This window comes from Lacinutrix sp. 5H-3-7-4, assembly GCF_000211855.2.
GTDB lineage: Bacteria > Bacteroidota > Bacteroidia > Flavobacteriales > Flavobacteriaceae > Lacinutrix.
Window position 1 is genome coordinate 1,802,135 of sequence record NC_015638.1, and the last position, 26,029, is coordinate 1,828,163.

At 30.8% G+C, this 26,029-nt stretch carries 23 protein-coding genes; 11 read left to right on the forward strand and 12 right to left on the reverse strand.

Going from position 1 to position 26,029, the window contains the following annotated elements; all coding sequences use genetic code 11:
- The first annotated feature begins 119 nt into the window (after window positions 1-119).
- The gene (locus tag LACAL_RS07965) at window positions 120-1,142 is read left to right on the forward strand and encodes a LacI family DNA-binding transcriptional regulator (RefSeq protein ID WP_013870212.1); all 1,023 of its coding nucleotides are present in this window, start codon (window positions 120-122) and stop codon (window positions 1,140-1,142) included.
- A 64-nt stretch (window positions 1,143-1,206) separates the two neighbouring features.
- Here LACAL_RS07965 and LACAL_RS07970 read toward each other — a convergent pair whose 3' ends face one another.
- From LACAL_RS07970 to LACAL_RS07985, 4 genes are all read right to left on the reverse strand, one after another.
- Complete coding sequence (locus tag LACAL_RS07970) at window positions 1,207-1,764, reverse strand: hypothetical protein (RefSeq protein ID WP_013870213.1); 558 nt, start codon at window positions 1,762-1,764, stop codon at window positions 1,207-1,209.
- Window positions 1,765-1,996: 232 nt separating this feature from the next.
- Complete coding sequence (locus LACAL_RS07975) at window positions 1,997-3,022, reverse strand: AraC family transcriptional regulator (RefSeq protein WP_041301393.1); 1,026 nt, start codon at window positions 3,020-3,022, stop codon at window positions 1,997-1,999.
- Between the two features lie 124 nt (window positions 3,023-3,146).
- On the reverse strand, window positions 3,147-3,722 hold the full coding sequence (locus LACAL_RS07980) for a DUF2911 domain-containing protein (RefSeq protein WP_013870215.1): 576 nt from the start codon (window positions 3,720-3,722) through the stop codon (window positions 3,147-3,149).
- Between the two features lie 3 nt (window positions 3,723-3,725).
- On the reverse strand, window positions 3,726-4,529 hold the full coding sequence (locus tag LACAL_RS07985) for a DUF6503 family protein (protein WP_013870216.1): 804 nt from the start codon (window positions 4,527-4,529) through the stop codon (window positions 3,726-3,728).
- A 133-nt stretch (window positions 4,530-4,662) separates the two neighbouring features.
- On the opposite strand from LACAL_RS07985, the gene LACAL_RS07990 reads away from it, so the two are divergent.
- From LACAL_RS07990 to LACAL_RS08015, 6 genes are all read left to right on the forward strand, one after another.
- Window positions 4,663-5,121 carry an RNA methyltransferase gene (locus LACAL_RS07990; RefSeq protein ID WP_013870217.1) on the forward strand — a complete coding sequence of 153 codons (459 nt, stop codon included), beginning with the start codon at window positions 4,663-4,665 and terminating at the stop codon, window positions 5,119-5,121.
- A gap of 29 nt (window positions 5,122-5,150) precedes the next feature.
- Complete coding sequence (gene era, locus LACAL_RS07995; RefSeq protein ID WP_013870218.1) at window positions 5,151-6,032, forward strand: GTPase Era; 882 nt, start codon at window positions 5,151-5,153, stop codon at window positions 6,030-6,032.
- A gap of 129 nt (window positions 6,033-6,161) precedes the next feature.
- Complete coding sequence (locus tag LACAL_RS08000) at window positions 6,162-7,691, forward strand: choice-of-anchor I family protein (RefSeq protein WP_013870219.1); 1,530 nt, start codon at window positions 6,162-6,164, stop codon at window positions 7,689-7,691.
- A 163-nt stretch (window positions 7,692-7,854) separates the two neighbouring features.
- A complete protein-coding gene (der, locus tag LACAL_RS08005; protein ID WP_013870220.1) occupies window positions 7,855-9,162 on the forward strand; it encodes a ribosome biogenesis GTPase Der in 1,308 nt (435 codons plus the stop codon).
- Window positions 9,163-9,251: 89 nt separating this feature from the next.
- Window positions 9,252-11,684, forward strand: coding sequence for a T9SS type B sorting domain-containing protein (locus LACAL_RS08010; RefSeq protein ID WP_013870221.1), 2,433 nt, complete (start codon window positions 9,252-9,254; stop codon window positions 11,682-11,684).
- Window positions 11,685-11,813: 129 nt separating this feature from the next.
- Window positions 11,814-14,597, forward strand: coding sequence for an outer membrane beta-barrel protein (locus tag LACAL_RS08015; RefSeq protein WP_013870222.1), 2,784 nt, complete (start codon window positions 11,814-11,816; stop codon window positions 14,595-14,597).
- On the opposite strand, the gene LACAL_RS08020 is transcribed toward LACAL_RS08015, so the two are convergent.
- From LACAL_RS08020 to LACAL_RS08045, 6 genes are all read right to left on the reverse strand, one after another.
- A complete protein-coding gene (locus LACAL_RS08020) occupies window positions 14,594-15,067 on the reverse strand; it encodes a YgcG family protein (RefSeq protein WP_013870223.1) in 474 nt (157 codons plus the stop codon). The genes LACAL_RS08015 and LACAL_RS08020 overlap by 4 nt on opposite strands.
- A 39-nt stretch (window positions 15,068-15,106) precedes the next feature.
- Window positions 15,107-15,898, reverse strand: coding sequence for a YgcG family protein (locus tag LACAL_RS08025; protein WP_041301824.1), 792 nt, complete (start codon window positions 15,896-15,898; stop codon window positions 15,107-15,109).
- Window positions 15,899-15,969: 71 nt separating this feature from the next.
- Window positions 15,970-16,410, reverse strand: a complete 441-nt coding sequence (locus tag LACAL_RS08030) for a TPM domain-containing protein (protein WP_013870225.1) — start codon at window positions 16,408-16,410, stop codon at window positions 15,970-15,972.
- Window positions 16,411-16,417: 7 nt separating this feature from the next.
- Window positions 16,418-17,017 (reverse strand): LemA family protein, encoded by a 600-nt coding sequence (locus tag LACAL_RS08035; RefSeq protein ID WP_041301826.1) that lies wholly within the window; start codon window positions 17,015-17,017, stop codon window positions 16,418-16,420.
- A 37-nt stretch (window positions 17,018-17,054) separates the two neighbouring features.
- The gene (locus tag LACAL_RS08040; protein ID WP_013870227.1) at window positions 17,055-17,384 is read right to left on the reverse strand and encodes a MerR family transcriptional regulator; all 330 of its coding nucleotides are present in this window, start codon (window positions 17,382-17,384) and stop codon (window positions 17,055-17,057) included.
- Entirely contained in the window at window positions 17,384-18,355 is a 972-nt protein-coding gene (locus tag LACAL_RS08045; protein ID WP_013870228.1) for a M23 family metallopeptidase, read from the reverse strand. Before LACAL_RS08045 ends, LACAL_RS08040 begins: the two co-directional genes overlap by 1 nt.
- 219 nt (window positions 18,356-18,574) lie before the next feature.
- Between LACAL_RS08045 and alaS the strand changes: the two genes are divergently transcribed.
- The 3 genes from alaS (at window position 18,575) to LACAL_RS08060 (ending at window position 23,274) form a co-directional block, all read left to right on the forward strand.
- The gene (gene alaS / locus LACAL_RS08050) at window positions 18,575-21,190 is read left to right on the forward strand and encodes an alanine--tRNA ligase (protein ID WP_013870229.1); all 2,616 of its coding nucleotides are present in this window, start codon (window positions 18,575-18,577) and stop codon (window positions 21,188-21,190) included.
- Between the two features lie 31 nt (window positions 21,191-21,221).
- The gene (locus LACAL_RS08055; RefSeq protein ID WP_013870230.1) at window positions 21,222-22,166 is read left to right on the forward strand and encodes a GSCFA domain-containing protein; all 945 of its coding nucleotides are present in this window, start codon (window positions 21,222-21,224) and stop codon (window positions 22,164-22,166) included.
- A gap of 493 nt (window positions 22,167-22,659) precedes the next feature.
- Window positions 22,660-23,274: a DUF4230 domain-containing protein gene (locus tag LACAL_RS08060; RefSeq protein ID WP_013870231.1), complete on the forward strand. Its 615-nt coding sequence runs from the start codon at window positions 22,660-22,662 to the stop codon at window positions 23,272-23,274.
- On the opposite strand, the gene LACAL_RS08065 is transcribed toward LACAL_RS08060, so the two are convergent.
- Entirely contained in the window at window positions 23,269-23,574 is a 306-nt protein-coding gene (locus tag LACAL_RS08065; protein WP_013870232.1) for a rhodanese-like domain-containing protein, read from the reverse strand. The genes LACAL_RS08060 and LACAL_RS08065 overlap by 6 nt on opposite strands.
- Window positions 23,575-23,578: 4 nt before the next feature.
- Entirely contained in the window at window positions 23,579-25,321 is a 1,743-nt protein-coding gene (locus LACAL_RS08070) for an aromatic amino acid hydroxylase (protein WP_013870233.1), read from the reverse strand.
- A gap of 116 nt (window positions 25,322-25,437) precedes the next feature.
- Here LACAL_RS08070 and LACAL_RS08075 point away from each other — a divergent pair, with 116 nt between their 5' ends.
- Window positions 25,438-26,007, forward strand: coding sequence for a TetR/AcrR family transcriptional regulator (locus LACAL_RS08075; RefSeq protein ID WP_013870234.1), 570 nt, complete (start codon window positions 25,438-25,440; stop codon window positions 26,005-26,007).
- Window positions 26,008-26,029 lie beyond the last annotated feature (22 nt).

The window sequence follows — 26,029 nt, forward strand, 5'->3', positions numbered from 1 at the left end:
TTTAATTAGTTAATTTTTAGCTAATATAATTGCATTATATGCATTTTAATATGTAAAAAAGTACGATATTTGTACGCAATCGTTTGCGGGAACGATTGTTTTTTTAAGCATTTATAAATATGAAAAAAGAAGTTACAACCTTAAAAAAATTAGCGTTAGAGCTAAACCTATCTACCTCAACAGTTTCCAGAGCTTTAAATGACCATCCTGATATAAGTTTACAAACCAAGAAGCGTGTTAAAAACTTAGCACAATCTTTAAACTATGTGCCTAACATTTTTGCTAAAGGTTTTAGAAATCACAAAACAAATATTATAGGTGTTATAGTACCAAACATAACGCATTACTTCACTACTACTATGGTAAGAGGTATATTAAAAGAAGCTGAAGCAAAAGGTTATAGAGTTATTATATCTGAATCGAATAATGATGAAAACAAACAAAAAGAAATGTTTAACACTATGCTGCAGTTTGGAGTAGATGGTATTTTAGCCTCACTAACAAAGCGAACTAGAGAAGTAGAACAAATTTTATCTACATTAAATAATTTACCAATTGTTTTATTTGATAAAGTTTCTAACAAAATACCATGTACACAAATAACGATTAACGATGAAGAAGCCGCTTATAATGTTGTAGAACATTTAATTAACATTGGAAAAAAACGAATAGCTATTATAAAGGAAGGCGATTATTCTTATAACTCTGAAAAACGTTATTTAGGTTACAAAAAAGCCTTACTAGATAATAATATTGAATTAAATGAGAAACTAGTGCTTAGTGTTGAAGATATTTCTTTAAAAGAAGGTAAAAGAATGGCAAATATATTACTTAGTGCAAAAAAACGTCCTGATGCCATTTTTGCAATAACTGATGCTGCAGCAATTGGAGTTATGCAAGCATTAAAAAAATTTAATGTAGAAATACCTAGAGATATTGCTGTGGTTGGTTTTAGTAACTCATCTCACTCAACAATAGTAGAGCCAAAACTCACAACGGTTGATCAATCTGGAGAGAAAATGGGAAAAGTAGCTGTTAAATATTTAATAGATGAAATTGAAGCGGAAACAGAAAGTGTTTCTAGCAAATTAGTAGAAATAAAGAGTAGTATTATTATAAGAGAATCGTCTTTTAAAGCTTAGTAAATATTAAAAATAAAAAACCTCGCAAAATGCGAGGTTTTTAATATTTGTGGTTGTTGTATTATTACAGGTTCTTCGATTTAAAAGACTTGTTTACAACTTTGTTTAATTTTGTATCATAATATTCAATTACAAAATTCTTGTTATTGTCAAAATATCCAACACCATTATATCCTTTAGAATCAAATAAATAAAATTGACCGTTTGATGATTTTCTTGCAGTACCATACACCACATCTTTAGTTCCATTGTTTGTGGTCATTACAAATCCATTTTTTCCACTCTTAAAACTATATTTTACATCCTCGTATGTGTAATATGAAATAGTGTTCATAGTCTCATAACGGTTATCGCTATTATTGTCTATAGATACTGTTTTGGTTGTTTTGGTTGGTGCCATCACTTGGTCTGCATCTCTTAAGTGAGATTGTCTAGGATCTGTCATTACTTCTTGTTCTTTTTTAGTAACAACTTTTACCTTTGTTTGTTTTAATTCACCATTTGTTTTTACACCTTCAGTTTTTACTTTGGTGGTTTCCATATGGTCTACAGGATTATCGCTGTCTTGAGCAAATGCTGTTCCAGCTATTAATAATGCAAATGTGTATAATAAAGTTTTCATTTTTAAATAATTTTTTGGTTAATAATTGATAAACAAAACTAATGTTTCGTTTAATTCTTTACCAAAACTAAAGGCATTTGGGAGTGCTTTTTTGTTCATTTAAAATGTGGCTTGACTCATTTGCTAAAACATAATTAAGTTTAGCAGTTTTTAACAACTTATAATTTTGAGTTATGATAAATTAACATAACAAACACTTGTTTATCAGTGTTTTATTTTTGTAATATAAATATTAAGCAACTTCTCTAAGCTTATTTTTTAAAAAAGCACTCGGACTAATATTGTATTTTTTCTTGAAGATTTTAGAAAAATAACTACGGCTGCTAAAACCTATAGAGTAAACAATTTCAGAAATATTTAAATTAGTTGTACTCATTAAATCTCTAGCTTTTTCTAAGCGTACATGTCTTATATATTCTATTACAGTTCTGGCATATAAAAATTTAAATCCTTCCTGAAGTTTTGCTTGTGGTAATCCAGAGATGTTTGAAAGTTCTGCAACTGTATAGTTTGTAGATACGTTTTTTAAAATTTGCTTAGAAAGTTCTCGTATTTGTTTTAACTCTGTTTTAGAGAGTGAAGTTTTTTTCTTTTTAATGGCAACATCTTTTTTGTGTTGCTCCATATGTAAAGCTAAAATTTGGTAGACTTGTCCTTCTATTAACAATAAACGCATCATACCTTTATTTTTAATTTTTCTTAGCGCACTAATTTTATCGGCAAGTTTTAAATTGTATGTTCCAAAGTATGAAAATACATTTTCGTGATCTGTATCACAAAATACATTGTATAGGTTTTGATTTAGTAATGAAGCATCATTTAACCTTTTGTTTATAAATTTTACACGGTTTATTTGAATGACGTTTATTTCTAATTTTATGTCTTTAGGAAAATACCCATAATTAAAACCTCCGTTTTTTGATGAGATTATTACAGATTGAAATTGCTCTAAGCGTTTTCTTTGTTTTTGAGAATCGAACTTATGCTCGCAATACCCATTTAAGCAATAAGTAAAATGAATTGGGTTGTATTTAGAGGTGTCCATTTTAAGTTCTACTTCTTCAAAAAAAGTAATATTATACTCTAATAAACTTCCACCCCAATCAAAGGTTATAAATCTTATATCTCCTTTAGCAATATCATTATCCACTTGAAGTGTATATTCTCCCCAACGCTCAACTATAACACCTCCAATAATTAATTGAATTTGTTTTACAGTTTCGGCAGTACTTTCTGCAGTGATATTAATATGCTTCATTCTAGAAATTACAGTTTTAGTAAAGATAAAAGTAAATATTTTAAATCCTAAATAAAAAAAGCACTTTTGAGATCTCAAAAGTGCTTTATTAAATTTACTTTGTGTTAAAGTAAATTATTAGTAGTTATTTAATTGAAATTGGAAATTCTGCAATACTTTTATCCCAACCAATTTTTAGGTGTACTGTGTTTTTTGAAGCCTCGTATAAAGCAATAGAAAGGTTTTCAATTTCTTTACTACTTTTAGCTACAGGCGCTGTAATACTAGCAATATCTTTGCTGGCATCATAGCCATAATTTCCCCAACCGTCTAAACCGGTATTTAATTTTAATGTCCACTCTGTAGCAGTAGGAATAATAATTAATGAATAACGACCAGCTTTTATGTTTTTACCACCAAAATTAACATCGTTTACAAATAAAATTTCTGTAGATTCATTTGCTCCAATTCTCCAGGCTTCTCCAAATTTTAATAATCCACCAAAGACATCTCTTCCTTTTTTCGCAGGTCTAGAATATGTAACTCTTATTTGTGGTTCTAAAGCCATTTTTTCTGCGGCATCTTTTTTAAAGGCTCTATGTGGTGCTCCAGCAGGAAAGTAAGCGCGATCCATTGGGCTTTTGTCCATTTTAGCAAATTCCTGAGCGTTAACTGTTGTTGCTGTAATAGCAATTGCGATAATAAATAATAGTTTTTTCATTTTTTAGTGTTTGTTTAAGTTAATTATATTTTCGGTTTGTATTCTAGAAACTTCTTTAAGCTTGCCAGCTTCAAAAAGTTTAGGTAAATCTTTTAAGTGCGTTCCTGTTTCAGCTTTATAATTTATATAATCTTGAAATGTTACACCATCTATTACTCTAGGGTTATAGGCACTTCTAAATCTTACGCCACCTTTATTTACGTTATAACTGTAAGCTAAATAGTCTATTTTATTTGTGTTTGTATTTATCCAATAATAAAACTCATCGTCAAAATCTTCACCGCCACCATTTTTATTAAATGTAACTTCTATAACATTGTATTGTTTGTCTTTAATAGTTGTGGTTTCAATAAATTTTGAATTAACAGCACTATCACTTAATTTATAAGGTAATGTGGCAAAATATATTACAGAGTTTATTCCTGAAGAAGCGCTTTTAGTAAGCTTATTAGAAAGTGAAATTTCTTGATTGTTTATTGTTCTTGAAAAAGTACCATTTTTCAAAGCATCTGTAATAGAAAACTCATCTTTAGTGTATATTTTTTTATATTCAAAATTGTTTCCGTTGTTTTTAAAGTGATAAGTATTTCCTCTAAAAACAAAAGAAAAGTGAGCAGTGTTATATAATGTACCACCATGTGCAGCTATAGTTTCTGCTATTATTTTTTGAGATTTGCTAAGTTTTTTAGTTACAATTGTATCTTGAGTTGTGGTAATAGTTTTGTTTACAGTGTTTTCTTTGTCGTCTTTACATGAGATGAAAACAGAAGCGGTAATAATAACCAGAAATAATTTACGTAGTGACATTTTTTAATTTTGGATAAATCTACAAGTTTTGTCGTTTTAAACTTGAGACCTTTCAGTTAATTAATAAAACTTTAAGAAAGTACTTTGTTAAAATACAAGAGTATAAAAAGTATAAAAATTTTACTTTTGTAAAATGGTAGATAATTTTGAAAATGAATATTTCGGAATAGGAATACAAAACGGAAAAACGCCCGAAAACTTAGGTGTACTTTGGCGAACCGCACAAAATCTAGGAGCAAGTTATATTTTTACAATAGGTAATCGTTATGCAAAGCAAGCTTGTGATACGCATAATGCGGTAAAATCTATGCCTTATTTTCATTATAAAACGTTCGAAGATTTTTATAAAAATATTCCTAAAGGCGCAAGATTAGTTGGTGTGGAGTTAGATGATAGTGCTGTAGCGCTAGAAACCTTTCATCATCCAAGACGTTGCGTATACCTTTTAGGAGCAGAAGATCATGGTTTATCTAAGCAAGCTATAGAAAAAAGCCATTTTTTAGTTAAATTTAAATCGCAATTAAGTTTAAATGTAGCAGTCGCAGGAAGTATTGTTATGTATGATAGAGGAATAAACAAACCAAGGTCGTAACTTTGCAACCTATTAAAACAAAAAAGAGTATGAGTCATAAAGCAGGCTTTGTAAATATTATTGGAAATCCTAATGTTGGGAAATCTACACTAATGAATGCCTTTGTAGGTGAAAAATTATCTATAATAACCTCTAAGGCGCAAACAACACGACACCGTATTTTAGGTATTGTAAATGGAGAAAATTTTCAAGTTGTATTAAGTGATACACCTGGAATTATTAAACCTGCTTACGAGTTACAAGCCTCTATGATGGATTTTGTAAAATCTGCTTTTGATGATGCCGATTTACTTATCTACATGGTAGAAATAGGTGAAAAAGAATTAAAAGATGAAGCTTTTTTTAATAAAATAACCAATGCAAAAATTCCTGTTTTATTATTATTAAATAAAATAGATAAATCTAATCAAGTACAATTAGAAGAACAAGTGCAATTATGGGCTACAAAAGTACCTAATGCCGAAATTATTGCAATATCTGCTTTAGAAGGTTTTAATGTAAAAGAAGTTTTTGATCGTATTATAGAGTTATTACCAGAATCACCACCGTTTTACCCAAAAGATCAACTTACAGATAAGCCAGAACGTTTTTTTATAAACGAAACTATTCGCGAAAAAATCTTGATGCATTATAAAAAGGAAATACCTTATGCAGTAGAGATTGATACCGAAGAGTTTTTTGAAGAAGAAGAAATTATTAGAGTACGATCTGTAATAATGGTTGAGCGCGAAACACAAAAAGGAATTATTATAGGTCACAAAGGTAGTGCCTTAAAACGTGTTGGAGTAGAAGCTAGAAAAGATTTAGAAACATTTTTTGGTAAACAAATTCACTTAGAATTATACGTAAAAGTTAATAAAAACTGGAGGAGTAATCAACGCCAGTTAAAACGCTTTGGTTACAATCAGTAAATAATAACGTTACATTCATTTAAAAAACAACTTACTTTTGGATTAAAAAACTAAGGATTTGTTGTGGTTGGCATAACATTTAAGTTAAGCTATTATTTCAATTTTATGGTTAAACAATAAACCAAAATAATGAAATACTTTAAACCAACCACATTAGCTTTAATAGCATTACTTTCTTTTAGTTGTCAAGATGATGATGACACAACTATTGTAACAGAACCTGTTAATACAGAAGTTAATTTTCAATACAAAACAACAATTAATGTTGGAGGAGAAGCTTCAGCCGAAATTTCAGCATTCGATTCTTCTACAAATAAGTTATTTGTTACAAATGTAGAATCCAACGAAATTTCAATTTATAATATTTCAGATTTAGATACACCTGTACAAGAAACATCAATTAGTTTAAATGCTTTTGGAGTTCCAAATAGTGTTTCAGTATCTAACGGGAAATTAGCTATTGCAGTAGAAGCAAACGTTAAACAAAATCCTGGAAAAATATTAGTTTACAATACAACAGATGCTACATTAATTAATGAATATACTGTTGGAGCATTACCAGACATGGTAACATTTTCTAATAATGGAAATTTAATCGTATCTGCTAACGAGGGAGAACCAAATGCAGATTATACTGTTGATCCAATGGGAACAATTAGTATTATTGATTTAAACGACGATTCTATAACAACATTAGATTTTACATCATTTAATACACAGGAAGAAACTTTAAAATCTCAAAACTTTAGAGTTTTTGGACCTAATGCTAGTTTAGCACAAGATGTAGAACCAGAATATATTACAATATCAGACGATTCTCAAACGGCTTGGGTATCATTACAAGAAAACAACGGTATTGCAAAAGTAAATTTAGTAACAAAAACTATTGAAACTATATATCCATTAGGGTATAAGGACCATATGTTACCTCAAAACAGTTTAGATGCTAGTAATGACGATGGAGAAACAGTTTTAAAAAATTGGCCAGTTCGTGGTTTATACCAACCAGATGCAATTACTTACGTAAATATTTTAGGTACAGATTATATTATTTCTGCTAACGAAGGTGATGCAAGAGAATATGATGGTTCACCAGGTTATATAGGAGAAGAGCGTATTAAAGATTTAAATTTAGACCCAACAGCTTTTCCTGCTATAGAGAATTTTCAGGATGATGCTAATTTAGGTCGTTTAAAAGCTATGATTTCTGAAGGTGATACAGATAACGATGGCGATTACGATGTGTTATACTCTTATGGCGCACGTTCTTTTACAATTTGGAATGGAAATGGAGCTAAGGTTTACGATAGTGGTAATAGTATAGCAACAGAAACACTAGCAGCAACACCAGCTAATTTTAATGATGGTGATGGTAGAAGTGATGATAAAGGAGCAGAGCCAGAAAGTGTAGAGGTTTTAAACTTGGGTAACCAACGTTATATTCTTTTTGTAGGCTTAGAAAGAACAGATCAAATTATGGTTTACGATATTACAAATCCTGCTGCTCCAGTATTTTTAACTATCTTATCTCATAGTGGAGATGAAGCACCAGAAGGATTATTAATTGTGCCAGCAATAAACAGTCCAAATGAGAGAGACTTGCTAATAGTCTCAAATGAAGATAGTGGTACTGTAACTATTTACGAAAACCAACAGTAAAATTAATAATCAAAATAATAAAATGCTTTGTCTTAAATATTTAGGCAAAGCATTTTTTGATTTAAATACTTATAAAGATTAAAAAAATGTGTATTTTATCTTAAACTAAACATTACCTTTGCAGCCGCTTACAGGATATGTAATGCAGACTAAAACATAAATTATGAGTAATATAGTAGCTATAGTAGGAAGACCAAATGTTGGAAAATCAACATTCTTTAACCGTTTAATACAACGTCGTGAGGCGATTGTAGATGCCGTTAGTGGAGTGACTAGAGATCGCCATTATGGTAAAAGTGATTGGAATGGAAAAGAATTCTCCTTAATAGATACTGGAGGTTATGTTAAAGGAAGTGACGATATTTTTGAAGCCGAAATAGATAAACAAGTAGAGTTAGCTATTGAAGAAGCAGATGCTATAATTTTTATGGTAGATGTAGAAGCTGGAGTTACAGGAATGGATGAAGATGTTGCTAGACTATTACGAAAAGTAACAAAACCAGTTTTTTTAGTTGTAAATAAAGTCGATAACGGAAAAAGAGCAGAAGATGCAGTAGAGTTTTATAGTCTTGGTTTAGGAGATTATTTTACAATAGCAAGTATAAACGGAAGCGGTACAGGAGATTTACTAGACGCATTAGTTGAAGCCTTACCAGAACAGGAAGAAGAAGAAGAAAAAGACGAGTTGCCACGATTTGCTGTAGTTGGTCGTCCTAATGCAGGTAAATCATCATTTATTAATGCTTTAATAGGAGAAGATAGATATATTGTTACAGATATTGCAGGAACCACTCGTGATGCTATAGATACAAAGTATAACCGCTTTGGTTTCGATTTTAATTTAGTTGATACTGCAGGAATTAGAAAAAAATCTAAAGTAAAAGAAGATCTAGAATTTTACTCTGTTATGCGTAGTGTTAGAGCTATAGAACATAGTGATGTATGCTTATTAGTTGTAGATGCAAATAGAGGTTTCGATGGGCAAGTACAAAACATTTTTTGGTTAGCCGAAAGAAATAGAAAAGGTATTGTAATACTAGTTAATAAATGGGATTTAGTAGAAAAAGACAATAAAACTACTAACGAATTTGAAAAATATATTCGTTCTCAAATCGAACCATTTACAGATGTGCCAATTGTATTTATCTCTGCGCTTACAAAGCAACGTATTTATAAAGCAATAGAAACAGCTGTTGAGGTTTATAAAAACCGAAGTAAAAAAATTAAAACAAGTGTTTTAAATGATACTTTACTACCAATAATAGAAAATTATCCACCACCAGCATATAAAGGTAAGTTTGTAAAAATTAAATACATAATGCAACTACCTACACCACAACCACAATTTGCATTTTTCTGTAATTTACCGCAATACGTTAGAGAACCTTACAAGCGTTTTTTAGAAAATAAATTACGTGATTTATTTGATTTTGAAGGTGTTCCGGTAAGTGTATATATGCGTAAAAAATAAATAAAAGGGTTAGGTTAAGTAACAAAAAGAATTAAAGAACTAACAGGTTATGCATTCAAAAGTAAAAAACTTGTTTACTTTTACGTTTCATGTTATTTAAAAATAAAACAGTATTACTAACAGCATTAGCATTAGTTGCTATTTGTATGTCTTGGGCTCAAAATAATCCGCCAGAAATTATAGCTGCGGGAAATATAAATTATTGTCCAGGATCAAATGTACCTATAGTTTCTAATGTGTCTATAACCGATCCAGACGCCGGAGATACAACTTTAGATGTAGTCGTTATTCAAATTTCTCAAGGTTACAGTCAAGGAGAAGATGTTTTAATGTTAAGTAACTTACAACCAAATATTATAGCAACTTGGTCTGCTATTCAAGGAGAGCTTACACTATCAGGAACCGCATCATTTTCAGAATACGAGACAGCAATTTTAGCTGTGGTTTTTCAAACATCTCAAACCAGTTTTAATGAAGATAAAACCATATCCATTAACTTAGGTAACGCTAATTATTTACCTTCAACAGGACATTATTATTTTTATGTTTCTAATGAAGGAATTCGTTGGGACGATGCTAAAACTGCTGCCGAAAATCAAACTTTTTTTGGTTTACAAGGGTATTTAGCAACAATAACAACTGCTGAAGAATCTCAACTTGCAGGAGAGCAAAGTCCAGGTACAGGCTGGATAGGTGCTAACGATGTAGATAATGAGGGCGAATGGAAATGGGTTACTGGTCCAGAAGCTGGTACTGTGTTTTGGATTGGTAATTTTAATGGTTCTACACAAAACAATGCGTTTAGTTTTTGGAATAATGCAGAACCTAACAATTTTGGAGGTAACGAGCATTACGCACATATTACAGATCCCAGTATTGGTAATCCTGGCTCTTGGAACGATTTACCAATTGCTGGAGATGTAGTAGGAAGTCCTTATCATCCTCAAGGTTATTTAGTAGAATTTGGTGGTATGCCAGGCGATGCACAAGTAAACTTATCTGCAAGCACAACTATTGTTACACCTAAAATACTTGGAATAAGTACTCTTGATTTTTGTGAAAACACTCCAGTTTCTTTAACACTACAAACTAATACAGATACTGTTTTATGGTTTGACTCGGCAACATCTACAACTCCTATTTTTAATGGTTTAACATTTAATCCTTCAATTTCTACAACAACAAATTATTGGGTTAGTCCTATGTTTTCTGGCTGTAACACACCTGCAAAAACTCAAATTACAGCAACAATAAATCAACAACCTATAGCAAATTCAATAACAATTTTCGAGTGTAATGATAATTTCACGACTAACGGTATAGCAACTTTTGTATTAAATAATAGCGCAAATGATATTTCTGGAGCAATACCAAATACAACAGTTGAGTTTTTTGAAGATTCAAATTTAAGTAATAGCATTAATGGAGAAGCTTTTGTAAATACAACAAATCCTCAAACTATATACGCTAGAGTAACAAATACAAATACAGGTTGTAGTCGTCATACAGCAATTGTTTTAGAAGTAGGAACAAACGTTTTAAATAATGCTACACTTATTAGTTGTGAAGATTTAGGTAGCGATGGAATAACAACATTTAACCTTTTAGATGCAAGTGCACAATTAGTGCAAGGTTTACCACCTGGAATTAATTTGGAGTTTTATGAGACACTACAAGATGTGGAGTTGCAAACAAATGCTTTAAATACAACATACACTAATACGGTTCCATTTTTGCAAACACTTTACGTTATGGGAAATGAAAACGGAAATTGTTATGGTGTTTCAGAACTTAGTTTACAAGTTGAAAATTTACCAGAAACAATTGGAGACTCTCAAAAATATTATTGTTTAAATAATTATCCAGGAACTATAAATATTTCAAGCGGTGTTGTTTTAGATAATTCAAATTATACATATAGTTGGTCTACAGGAGACACTCAAGAAACCATTCAAATTAATGAAATAGGAATTTATAGTGTAACTATTACAAACTCACAAACACAATGTGAAACAACAAGAATTATAGACGTGTTGCCATCTAATATAGCAACTTTTGTAGATGTAAATGTTGAAGATATAGTTGAGAATAATTCCATTTTTGTTTTAGTATCTGGAGAAGGCGAATATGAATTTGCTTTAGACAATAGTTTGGGTCCATATCAGGTTTCCAATAACTTTATAGGTGTAAGTCCAGGAAACCATACTGTTTATGTAAAAGATGTTTTAAATAATTGCGGTACTGTTTCTACTAATGTCAATGTTATTGGTTATCCTTACTTTTTTACACCTAATGGAGACAATAAAAATGAAACTTGGAGTATAGATGGCTTAAATACTAACGAAATCTTTCAGGTTTTAATTTTTAATCGTTTTGGTAAACATCTACAAACATTAAACAATCTTAATCCTAAATGGGATGGAAGATACAAGGGAGCTTTGCTTCCAACTTCAGATTATTGGTTTTCTGCCACTCTACAAAACGGGAAAAATTTTACAGGCCATTTTACGCTTAAGCGATAAATTCTAAAAAAAACAGTCTATTTAAGTAAATTTTATAATTCCTTTAAGAAAATCATAACATTACTGTGGTATTTTCGTTCTTGATATTACGCTATAAATATCATCAATCAAAAAACCAATCAAAAAAATATGCGAAAGCTACTTCTAATTGTTTCAATTTTATTTGTCTCAATTTCATTCTCACAAACAAAAGATTTTTTAGTAACAGGAAAATTAATTGGCTCAGACGACCAGTTACCACTTGAGGCAGCCACAGTTTACTTGCAAAGAGTAAAAGACAGCTCTTTGGTTGCTTATACTATTTCCGACAGAAACGGAAACTTTAAATTAGAAGATGAAACAGGAGATAGTAACCTTAATTTATTCATTTCTTATGTAGGTTATAAAACCTATTTTAAAGAGCTGAAAATGGATAAAAAAGAATTTAATTTAGGAACAGTTTCTCTAGAAATAAGTTCTAATACTTTAGATGAAGTTGTAATAAAATCTGTCGCTCCGGTAACCATTAAAAAAGATACTTTAGAGTTTAACGTAAAATCTTTCAAAACTAAAAAAGACGCTAACGTAGAGGACTTGCTAAAACAATTACCAGGAGTTGAGGTAGATGAAGAAGGAAAAATAAAAGTAAACGGAAAGGAAGTAAATAAAATTCTTGTAAACGGCAAACCGTTTTTTGGTGACGACCCAACCATTACAACTAAAAACTTAACAAAAGATATTATAGAGAAAATTCAGATTGTAGATACCAAAACAAAATCTGAAGCCTTTACAGGAGAAGCTGGAGATAAAGAGAATAAAACCATTAACTTAACCATAAAAGAAGAAAACAATAAAGGTGTATTTGGGCGTGTTTCTGCTGGTGGAGGAACAGATGAAAGGTATGAACTTGCCGGTATGGTTAATGTGTTTGATAATGATAGAAGAATAAGCGTTTTAGCAGGTGGTAATAATACTAATTCACCAGGTTTTAGCTTTGGTGAAATTTCTAAAATGTTTGGTCGTGGCGGCGGCATGACATTTAATAGTAATGGTTCTTTTTCTATTGGAGGAAGATCTTTTGGTGGTGGACAAGGTATTACAACCTCACAAAATATAGGTGCTAATTACGCCGATAAAATTGGTGAGAAAATTGAAGCTAATGGCGATTATTTTTATGCATCTAGTAGTTCTTTTAATGAGAGTTCTTCGCAAAGAGAAACCATTCTATCAGACTCTCGATTTTTTACAAATTCAAATTCTAGATCAGATAATGACACAGACAGTCACACTGTAAATCTAGAATTTGAAATAGAAACAGATTCAACGTTTCAAATTAATATTGAGCCTTCATTTTCTTATTCAAAAAACAATACAAGATACAGTAATAACGACGAGACTTTAAATAGCGACCGTGTTTTAACCAACCAATCTTCTACAAACTCTAATGTAGAAAGTTTTGCAAAACAATTTAAAAACGATTTAAGTGTAACTAAACGTTTAGGAAGTAAAGGCGCTTTTTTAAAGTTTGAATTAGAAAATACTATAGGAAGAAACGAAAGCGACGATTTCTTAAATTCTAATACCGAAATATTTGGTACAAACCCAGAAACAATAGTTAGAAACCAATACACAATAGGTGATAATGAAAGTAACGGTGTAACTGGAGAATTTACTTATAGATTACCGTTAATTGCTAAAAAATTATTTTTAAATTTTGAGTACGAATACTCTCGAGATAGAGATGAAAACACACAAAGTACTTTCGATTTTGATGAAGTAAGCCAGACTTATTCAGAATTTAATACAGATTTAAGTACAGACTTTAATTATACAGATTCTAGAAGTATTCCAGGAATAGGAATAACCTATAGAGGTGAAAAATGGTCTACAAGATTTAATGCCAGTTATAACTTTAGAACACTTAAAAATGAAGATCTTCTACGTCCACAATTTAATGTAGAAAGAAAATTTAAAAATTTAGAATTAAGTTATAGCACAGATTATAGATTTAGTGAAAAAGCATCATTGTATTTTAATTATAGATTACGAAATAATCCACCACAATTAAGACAATTACAAGCATTTACAGATGTATCAAACCCATTAAATACCATAATAGGTAATCCAAATTTAGGACCTGCAAATAATCATAATTTCTATTTAGGTTTTAATAACTACGATTGGCAAAAACGTACAGGACTTTATTTTAACTTAAACGGAAGCATAGACAATAACCAAGTCGTATCAAAAACAATTGTAGATCCAGAAAGTTTAGAGCGTGTAACAACATACGAAAACGTAGATGGTAATTATAGATTTGGAGCCTCTGGAAGTTATAGTAAACGCATAAAAATAGATTCGGTTAAAAGTGTAAGATTACGTGGTGGCGCTTGGGCTAATTTTAATAGAAATATTAATTTTAATAATGATGTAAAATACTCAAGTAACGTAAGTAGTATTACACCAAATTTTGGTGTAGATTTTGTTTGGACTAAAGTATTAGAGTTTAAACCATACTATCGTATAACTTTTACAAATAATGCTTACGATATTGAAGCTTTTGAAGATAGAGAGTTTACAAGGCATTCTGCAGGATTAAGAACAGCAACATTTTTACCAAAAAAATTAGAATGGCGTAACGATATAAGTTATAATTATAATCCAGATGTGGCAGATGGTTTTCAAAAAAGTGCTTGGTTCTGGAATTCTACTTTAGCATATTCTATTTTAAAAGATAAAGCAGCAATAACTTTAAAAGTTTACGATTTGCTTAACCAAAACACCAACGCTAGGCGTACAGCAACTCAAGATTATATAGAAGATTCACAAAGTACAGTCCTGCAGCAGTTTTTTATGGTAAGCTTTAGTTGGAAGTTTAATAGTTTAGGACCAAAAGGAAAAACAGGAGGAAATGATGTGTTTTTCTTCGATTAATTCCATTTAACAAAAATAGAATCTAATGCTATTGAAACACCTTTATAAAATTCCTGGTTTTTAAAATTAGGTACAATTGTATTTTCAATAATTGTATAAGCAACTGTATCTGTAATTTGTTTCTCTGTTCCTATACCCGTAGCAATCGCAATGGCTCGATCGTATCTAGAAATTAATAATAAAAGACCATTATTTTTTTCTTTTAACCCAACACCAAGTTGTGTGGCAAGTAACGTAGCATGATTTAATGCCGTTACATTTTTAGGTAAAGAGTCTATAGTATAAATACAAATTTGATTACTGGTTTTAAATTGGTGATTTTTAATTTTTTCTAAAAGAAATTTCGCTTCAGTGGTAGAAAATAAATTGGTGTAATCTTGAATAAAATTTTCATTTTTTTCAAGGTTAGAAACGTCTTGTTTACAAGAAATTGTAAATATGAAACATAAAAACAGTATGAAGTTTTTCATATTATAACTTCTGTTTTAAAAGTTAATTGTAATACTAATTTACCAACCACCAGAAGCGCCACCACCGCCAAAACCGCCGCCGCCAAAGCCACCGCCAAAACCGCCACCAGAGCTACCTCCAAAACCGCCGCCAAAACCACCAGAACCACTTCTATAGCCACCACGACCAGAATTACTAAGTATAATAGCTTCGAGTATGTCTCGTGTAGTGTTTCGGCTATCGTAACCACTGCCATTGTTACCGCCACCATTTCTGTTTTTTACAATTGAAATAATTAGAATAATAAATACAATAAGTAAAAAGAAAGCAACTCCAGCCGGAAAAGTACCACTATCATTTTGTCTTGTACCTTGGTATTCACCATTCATAACTTCAAAAATGGCATCGGCTCCACGATTTAAACCTCCATAATAATCGTTACGTTTAAAGTATGGGATAATGTCTCGCTCTATTATACGACGCGACATAGCATCTGTCATTAAATGCTCTGTGCCATATCCTGTGCTAATGCCTATTTTTCTGTCATCACGAGCTAATAAAATAAAGATACCATTATCTTTTTCTTGATCTCCAATTCCCCATTTTTGTGCCCATTGCGTGCCAAGATAGTTTATGTATTCTCCTTGAGTTGAAGAGATAATTGCTACAACAATTTGTGTTGAAGTTGTATCAGAATATTTAACAAGTTTATGCTCTAAGTTGGTTTTTTGTCCAGGTTGCAATAAGTCTATATAATCATAAACACTGGTTTGGCCACCATTTTTTTTTGATGGTTTAGGTGGAATTTCAAATTGGGCAAAAGCAATTTGACCTATAAAAAATAGAGACATTACTAAAATTACTTTTTTTAGTATGCTTTTTTTTAAGCTTGTTTTATAAACGAGATGCTGCTTTGTTCTTTTCATCCTTTAGAAATAGTGTTGCTTAACTCGTTTGTGTCATTTTCTAATCTTGGGAAATAAGATTTTAACTGGTTTCCAGCTAAAAGAATACCGTCTACCAAGCCTTGTTTGTAATTTCCGTTTTTAAAATGGATTTGTATTGTGTTTTTAGTATCGTCCCAAAATGTTTTTGATACAACACTATTAATACCTTTATCTCCATAAATAGCAAAAGCCTTATCGTTTACCGCTACATAAATTAAAACACCATTATGTAATTCTGTATTGTGCATTTTTAAAATAGAGAATACTTCTAAAGCTCGCGCTTCAATATTACCTTTTGCAGAGGTTTCAATATGCACACGTATTTCTCCAGAAGTTTGTAATTCTGCCTCACGTATTGCGGCAACAATTTCTTGTTCTTCAATGGTGGTTAAAAAGGCTTCAACAGGATTTTGCATGTATAATCTATTCGAAATTAAATTCTACATCTGGAACTTTTTCAGAACCTGGATCTGCTTTATATCTAGCCATTTCTTTAAAGCCAAACATGCCTGCAAGTATTTTATTTGGAAATTTTGTAGTATAAATATCGTATTTATTTACAGCATCATTATATCTGTCTCTTGCAACATTAATACGGTTTTCTGTTCCTTCTTGTTGCGAAATAAATTCTTTAAACTGCTCTGTTGTTCTTAATTCTGGATAACGCTCAAATGATGCAATAAGTCTACTAAACGAACCGCTTAACTGGCTTTGCGCTTGTTGAAATTTAGCTACATTTTCTGGTGTTAAATTATTAGCATCAATATTTACAGAGGTAGCTTTAGATCTTGCTTCTATAACTTCGTTTAAAGTTTTTCTTTCAAAATCTGCCGACCCTTGTACTGTTTTTATAACACTACTATATAAATCGCTTCTTCTTTGGTAGCTACTTTCTACGTTAGACCATGCTGTCTTTGCATTGGCTTCAAGCTCTACTGCTGTATTATTTATGCCAACTCCCCAAGAGTAAATAGCAAAAATAATAAGGCCAATAACTATAAGTGGTATAAGAAATTTTTTCATGGTGTTTGGTTTTTTAGTTGAGTTTTCTGGTAGTGCTTTATAATTCATTTTTTAATTTTATTAACTGTGCCTTGATTCCTTCTAATTTACTAATAATTTCAAAATTAGTTAGGCTTTTTTGTTTTTCTTCTTTTAAATGCGTTTTTGCACCTTCTAAAGTAAAACCTCGCTCTTTAACTAGGTGATATATAAATTTAAGATTCTTTATATCTTCTGGCGTAAATTTACGATTGCCTTTAGCTGTTTTTTTAGGTTTTAATAAATCGAATTCTTTTTCCCAAAATCTAATTAAAGACGTGTTTACGTTAAAAGCTTTAGCAACTTCACCAATAGAATAATAACGTTTTTCTGGAAGGTTAATTTGCATTAATCTAGAGATTGATTTTCTAATGATGCACGCTCTAGTAACTTATTAAACTCTTCGGCTGTTAAGCTACCATAGTAAAAGTTTATTGGGTTTATGCGTTGGTCGTCTTTAAAAATTTCGTAGTGTAAGTGCGGTGCTTCACTTCGGCCTGTACTTCCCACAAAACCTATTAAATCTCCACGTTTTACTTTTTGGTTTTTACCTACGTTATATTTGTATAAATGTGCATATAAGGATACATAACCATAGCCATGATCTATACGTATATGCTTACCGTAACCAGAAGAGTTACTATCTGCTCTTGTTACAACACCATCGCCAGAAGCATATACAGGTGTGCCGCGAGGAGCTGTAAAATCCATTCCCCAATGCATTTTTCGGGCTTTTGTAAATGGGTCTGTTCGCATACCGAAACCGGATGCCATTCGGGTTAAATCTTCATTGTTCACCGGTTGTATTGCAGGAATAGTTGCTAGGAATTTTTCTTTTTCTTCTGCTAAAATGGCAATTTCATCTAAAGATTTAGATTGTACAACAATACGTTTTTGTAGTATATCTATACGTTTATTACTTTCTTTTATAAGTTTAGAGTTGTCAAAGCCTTCAAAAACTTTATACCTGTTAACACCGCCAAAGCCAGCTTTACGTTGTTCTTCTGGTATTGGGTTTGCTTCAAAATACAATCTATAAATGTTGTTGTCTCTATCTTCTATGCTTGCTAAAACAGCATCAGCTTCATCCATTTTTTTGTTAAGCAATTCAAACTGCAGTTGCATATTGCTTAATTCACGTTTAAGTGCTTTTTCTTTTGGAGATTCTAAAAACTGGCTCGCAAGAAGCACAGTTAAAATTCCAAATACTGCTGCCGAAAATAAAAACGCTACTGCATACTTAAAAGTACGCCTTTTTTTTCGTGTAATTTTACGATACGATAACGTATCTGCATCATAATAATATTTTACCTTACTCATTATCTAATTTATGCTATTTTTGCACTGAAACTTTGCTCAAAAGCGAGCAGCTTTCATAAAAACGCAAAACAAATATATAAATTGTTTTCTAACGTTCGCGATTAGTTAAAGCAAGATTATTAACAATACTAATTGAAATAAGCCATTGGCATTAGGTTTTATAAAGCTTAAGTCGTAAAGTGAGTTTCATTTATTAATATAAAAGCAAGAAATAAACAGATGAAATCTCAAGATATTCGCTCTACATTTTTAAATTTTTTCGAAAAAAAGAAACACAGTATTGTGCCTTCTGCACCTATGGTTTTAAAGGATGATCCAACGTTAATGTTTGTAAATGCTGGAATGGTTCCTTTTAAAGAGTATTTTTTGGGAAATTCTGAACCTAAAAATACGCGTTTAACAGATTCTCAAAAATGTTTACGTGTTTCTGGTAAACATAACGATTTAGAAGAAGTTGGTTACGATACTTACCACCATACTTTATTCGAAATGTTAGGAAACTGGTCTTTTGGAGATTACTTTAAAAAAGAAGCTATTGCTTGGGCTTGGGAGTTGTTAACCGAAGTTTATAAAATAGATAAAGATATTTTATATGTTACTGTTTTTGAAGGTAGCGAAGATAGCGATAAGCTTGATATGGATACAGAAGCTTATGATATTTGGAAACAATACATTAGCGAAGACCGCATTTTAAAAGGTAATAAAAAAGATAATTTCTGGGAAATGGGAGAACAAGGACCTTGCGGACCTTGTAGTGAGATACATGTAGATATACGTTCGGCTGAAGAAAAAGCAAAAGTAAACGGTAAAGATTTAGTAAATATGGATCACCCACAAGTGGTCGAAATCTGGAACCTTGTATTTATGCAATATAACCGTAAAGCAAATGGTTCGCTTGAAGGTTTGCCAAATAAGCATATAGATACAGGCATGGGATTTGAGCGTTTATGTATGGTGTTGCAAAATGTACAATCTAATTACGATACAGATGTTTTTACACCAATTATTCGTGAAATTGAAACCATAACAGATAAAGAATACAATAAAAACGAAAAAACAGATATTGCTATTCGAGTAATATCAGACCACGTACGTGCAGTAGCATTCTCAATTGCCGATGGACAATTGCCTAGTAATACAGGTGCTGGATATGTAATACGTAGAATTTTACGTCGCGCAGTACGTTATGGTTTTACATTTTTAGACAAAAAAGAACCTTTTATTTACCGTTTAGTAGATGTTTTAAGTGATAAAATGGGAGAAGCATTCCCAGAATTAAAAACACAAAAACAACTTATTGAAAATGTAATTAAAGAAGAAGAAACCTCTTTTTTAAGAACATTAGATCAAGGTTTATTATTACTAGACCGTATTATAGAAACTACAAAAGGAAAAGAAGTTTTAGGCGCTAAGGTATTTGAGTTAAAAGATACTTATGGTTTTCCTGAAGATTTAACCGATTTAATTCTACGTGAAAAAGGCTACACATATAATGTAGAAGAATTTAATGCAGAGCTTGAAAAACAAAAAAGTCGTGGTAGAGAATCATCAGCTTTAAAATCTGACGATTGGACAACGCTAGTTGAAGATGCTGAGCAAGAATTTATTGGTTATGATGCTTTAGAAGCTAATGTGAAAATTACACGATATAGAAAAGTAACCTCTAAAAAAGATGGTGAAATGTATCAACTTGTATTTAATTTAACACCGTTTTATGCTGAAGGTGGCGGACAAGTTGGTGATAAAGGATATTTAGAAGATGCTCACGGAGATGTTGTTTATATTTTAGATACCAAAAAGGAAAATAACGTAATCATTCATTTTGCTAAAAATCTTCCAAAGCATTTAAATGAAACCTTTAAAGCTGTTGTAGATGCAAAACAACGTTATAGAACAGAGTGTAACCATACAGCAACACATTTATTACATCAAGGATTACGTGAGGTTTTAGGAACACACGTTGAGCAGAAAGGTAGTGCAGTGCACTCAAAATACTTACGTTTTGATTTTTCTCATTTTTCTAAAGTTACAAACGAACAATTACAAGAGGTTGAAGACTTTGTAAACCGAAGAATTGACGGTAAATTGGAGTTAGAAGAAAATAGAAATGTACCAATGGACCAAGCGATTGAAGATGGCGCAATGGCTTTATTTGGTGAAAAATATGGAGACACTGTAAGAACAATTCGTTTTGGGCAATCTATAGAATTATGTGGTGGTACGCATGTAAAAAATACTAGCGATATCTGGCATTTTAAAATAGTATCAGAAGGCGCAGTTGCCTCTGGAATAAGAAGAATTGAAGCAATTACAAGTGATGCTGTTAAAGATTTTTATGCTGAAAATAGCAAGGTGTTTTCTGAAATGAAATCATTATTAAACAATGCAAAAGATCCTAAAGAAGCTTTAGTGAAACTGCAAACTGAAAATAATGACTTAAAAAAGCAAATTGAAAGTTTACTTAAAGACAAAGCCAAAAATTTAAAAGCTGAATTAGAAAATAATTTAACCGAAATTAATGGTGTGCAATTTTTAGCCGAAAAAGTAGATTTAGACGCTTCTGGAATTAAAGATGTAGCTTTCGATTTAGGACAAAAGCATAAAAATTTATTCCTAATATTTGGTGCAGATACTGGCGGAAAAGCATTATTAACATGTTATATTTCTAAAGAATTAGTAGCCGAAAAAGGATTAAATGCAGGAACTGTTGTTAGAGAATTAGGGAAATTAATTCAAGGCGGCGGCGGCGGACAACCATTTTTTGCAACCGCAGGCGGAAAAAATCCTGAAGGGATTCAAGAGGCTTTAAACGAAGCGAAAAAATACATTCAATAATGCTGCTTTAATTAAAAAGCTAAGCTTATAAATGAAACTACAAACAAACATAAAACTTAAAAAGCAAGAGCATAATCTTATCGATTATAATTCAAAACTCTTGCTTTTAGGTTCTTGTTTTTCAGAGAATATAGGTAGTGAGTTGGATTATTTCAAATTTCAATCGGTTTCAAATCCTTTTGGTATATTATTTCATCCTAAAGCTATAGAAACAGTAGTTTTAAAAGCACTTCAGCAAAAAAAATATACAGACAGCGATGTCTTTTTTCATAATGAACAATGGCATAGTTTTGATGCGCATTCGGTGTTAAGTAATACTTCAAAAGAAGGTTTGCTTAAAAATTTAAATGCACAATTACTTTTACTTGAAAAAAGTATTTTAGAATCAACACATATTATAATTACCTTAGGTACAGCTTGGATTTATAATTTAATAGAAGAAAATAAAATTGTAGCTAATTGCCATAAAGTGCCTCAAAAAGCATTTAAAAAAACACTACTGTCTATTAAAGGCATAGAGGATAGTCTTCAAAATTGTTTAGAAAATATAAAAAAGCTAAATAAACATGCTACAGTAGTTTTTACAGTGTCTCCAGTAAGGCATATTAAAGATGGCTTTGTAGAAAATATGCAAAGCAAGTCACATCTAATATCTGCTATACATCAAGTTGTAAATAAAAATGCGCTTTATTTTCCATCTTACGAGATTATGATGGATGAGCTTCGCGATTATCGTTTTTATAAGAGCGATATGTTGCATCCTAATGATACAGCTATAAAATATATATGGCATAAATTTCAAGACGTTTGGATGAGTATAGAAACTCAAAAAATAATGGATGAGGTAAATGTTGTGCAAAGAGGACTTCAGCATAAACCATTTAATAGAGAGTCTCAAGCTCACCAAAAGTTTTTGTTTAAACTAAATGTTAAAAAGGAATCATTAATATCTCAATTTCCACATATTATATTTTAAATAGAATGTAAAATTATGTAACATTTTTTGTGATGTTGATATTTTTTTAATAATTTATCTATTAATTATACATTTAAACAGTTTTTTGGTGATTTTATCGAATAAAAAAAGAACTTAGAATAATTAAACTTAAATTGTTTTTGCTATTAATCAACTCTATTCCCAAACATCAGTATTCAAGTACGAGAAACTTGTATACTGATGTTTTTTTTTGTTTAAAATTTTACAGTTAGTTACTTTAATTTAATCGTAAAGCTAAAACATAATGTAATGTAAACATTGCAAATTTGCTTTTTTCATTGGTCTAATTTAGACATCATTTTAACGATTTTTTGCTGCTCTTAAAGTTCTTGTTTTTATATTTACTATGCTATTAATCATCTATTTAATTAAAACATCAATTACTTAATTAAGTTATTTTATTTAAAAGTTTTTGGTGTTTTTTTAGGTTTAATTTATTACTTGTAAATTAATCTTTCACTATATTAGATGTATGAGAAAGATACTTTTTGGAGTCATTATAACCTTAATAATACTCTTTGGCTTTAAATACTGTAGTGATAAAAAAGAAGACAAAATTACGCTTCAAGAAAACTCTGCTTTAATTCAAGAATCACTTAAAAATGTTGGTAAACTTGTGGTTACCGAAGGTCATTTTAGTCAAGTATTTAATTATAATAATTCAAAAGATTTATTTGGAAGTTTAATTTCTGTAGAAAAAAAAGCGTTGGTAGTTGTAAATGCAGATGTTACTGTGGCTTACGATTTAAGTAAAATTGAATATAAAATTAACGAAGAAACAAAAACGCTAACTATTTTAAATATTCCAAAGGAAGAAATAAAAATTAATCCCGATTTTGAGTACTACGATGTACAAGCCGATTTTTTAAACCCATTTGAGGCAAAAGATTATAATGCCATTAAAAAAACGGTAAACCAGCAATTTATGAAAAAAATCGAAGCTTCAGATTTAAAATCTAATGCACAAAATAGATTAATTAGTGAGTTAGCTAAATTTTATATTCTTACTAATTCTCTAGGATGGACACTGCAATACAATCAAAATACCATACAAGCAGTGGAAGAATTAAACGGTTTAAAATTATAATTTCTTTTTTAAACCAATCCAACCACCACCATTTATAGCGCTAATATTATTTAAGTTTAAAAATTTTGCTGCTTTGGCAGAACGTACACCACTTTCGCAACAAGCTATAATAGGTTTGTTTAAAGCTTTAACTTCATCAACACGATTGTTTAATTCGTCTATTGGTATGTGTACAGCATTTTCAATATGGCCTTTATCCCATTCGCGTTGACTTCTTACGTCTAAAATCACTGCGCCATTATTTAAATATGTTTCAACTTGTCGTTTTTTAGCACCAAAAATAAAATCTAAAAATCCCATAATTTTAATTTGTTAATTCAAGACCATTTGTAATTAGATGAGCAACTTCTGGTCTTTTATGTTTTATATCATCTAAATGTGTTAATAGTAATTCACTTAAATTTTGATCGCTCTTATTTGTAATTTCATACAGTTCTAAAAGTAATAACCAATCCTCTGGATGGTCACTTTTTAAACTTTGTACAATCAAAGTTACGCTTTCTTTAGAATATTCTAAACTTCTTAAATCTCTAACATTTTTATATAAACGTTCTAACGCTAATGTTTTTTCGCTTTTAATATTTTGTTCTGTATTTGTTTCAGAAACATGATACAAATTATTAAAAGATCTAAAATCTGCTGCACCTGCAAAAGCAGAAACTATAGATGAGCCAACTGCAAGTTTAAAAGAGCCTTGATTTGGAGAAAATAATATTCTGTCTTTATGTTTAACAGTGCAATCTTCAAATTCAATTAAAATTAATTTACCATAAATATTTCTTATTCCAGTTACGTTTAAGCCTTCTACGGTAATACCGCTATCGTATTCTATAAATAAACGTTTGCCATCGTAAAAGTTGTAAGCTTTAAGATCGCGTGGTCCCATATCTTCAATAGCAAGATTGATGCCTTTTAATTTTCCAATAGGCGAACAAAAACCATTTATATTTTCATGTTGTCCGTGCCCAATTAATTCTTTTTCTCTATTAGCTAAAGCTGTAGGACCTTCTGTTTTAAAAAATACAACATTGTTGTCTTCATCGGTTATCATTTCAGTAAATACGCCAGAAATTTGTAAACCAGTATTAAGTTCAATACTTCCTATTTTTTTAGAATCTATTAATTTTTGCATACCTCTAAAACCGCCTTTTCTTAAAGCCATAGTACTAGAAAATTCTTCAAGAACTTCCATAAGATAAGCAAAATCTGGAGTAACAAAAAGTTGAGGCTGTGGTTTTGTAATATCAAATTCTACTTCGGCAGCATCAATGCTGTATGGTTTTTTAATTACAGCATCTGTCATGCACCATTCACTTTCACCAATGGAAGATAGTAATCCAGCACCATAAATTTTTGGGCTTTTAATAGAGCCTATTAGTCCGTATTCTACAGTCCACCAATGTAAATTTCTGATTTTTGCCATTTCAGAAAGTGGTACTTTTTTATTTTGTAAAGTATTTACATGTTCTTCGGCTTTGGCAATTTCTTCGATAGTTGATGTTGAAGCTTCTTTTAAAATAGATAAAGTACGAACAGCTTCGTACATGTCATTATCATGTGAAGATAAAATAGCTTTCGACCCTATTTCTCCAAAACGTCTTAAGTACTCAGCATAATCTGGGTTTGCAATAATTGGAGCGTGTCCTGCGGCTTCATGTATAATATCTGGAGCAGGTGTATATTCTATATTTTCTAATTGCCTAATATCTGAAGCTATAACTAAAACTTTATAAGCTTGAAACTCCATAAAAGCATTAGGAGGAATAAAACCATCTACAGCAACAGCAGCCCAACCAATATTTTTTAATATACGGTTCATGCCATACATGCTTGGGATGGATTCTATGGAAATACCTGTTAAATCAAGCCCTTTTAAATAAGAATGGTGAGCAACTTTACTTAAATAAAAAACATTTCTTCTCATAATATAACGCCAAACAGCTTGATTAATTGGGCTGTAATCATCATAATTTTGCGGCTTTATAAATTGTTTTAAATGAGGAGGAAGTCTGTCTATAAGTGGATTTGTCTCAATGTTCTGGTTCATTCTAAAAATTAAAATAATATAAATTAGAGATTTACAAAGTTATGAATAATAAAACCGCATTTATAAGGTAATTTTTTTAATCTTTTAATTTCTGTTGAATATGTATATTAGTGGCGATGAAACAAGAAACACGTAAAGAAGAAATAATAAGAGTAGCAGCTAAACTTTTTAAAGAAAAAGGATACAGTGCGGTTACTATGCGAGATTTGGCAACAGCTATGGGAATAAAAGCAGCCAGTCTTTACAACCATATAAATTCTAAACAAGATATTTTAAATACTATAATAATTTCAATTGCCGAAGAATTTACACAAGGCATGAAGCTGGTACAAGACTCAAAACTATCTTGTATAGATAAGCTAAAGCAAATTGTTGCTTTGCATGTAAAAATAGCAAGTGAAAATATATATGGAATGGCATCCTTAAATAACGATTGGATGCATTTAGAAACACAATTAAACTATTATTTAAGTTTAAGAGATAATTACGAAAAAGATTTTCTTTCCATCATACAACAAGGTATTGAATCGTCAGAACTTAAAAATGTAAATCCAGAAATTGTAATGTTTTCAATGCTTACCACATTACGATCACTATATATATGGATACCTAAAAAAGAAGAACTCAACGCAAACGATTTAGCAAATAATTTAAATAAAGTACTCATTCACGGAATTAACATTTAGGTATCAAATTATTTCTTAACTT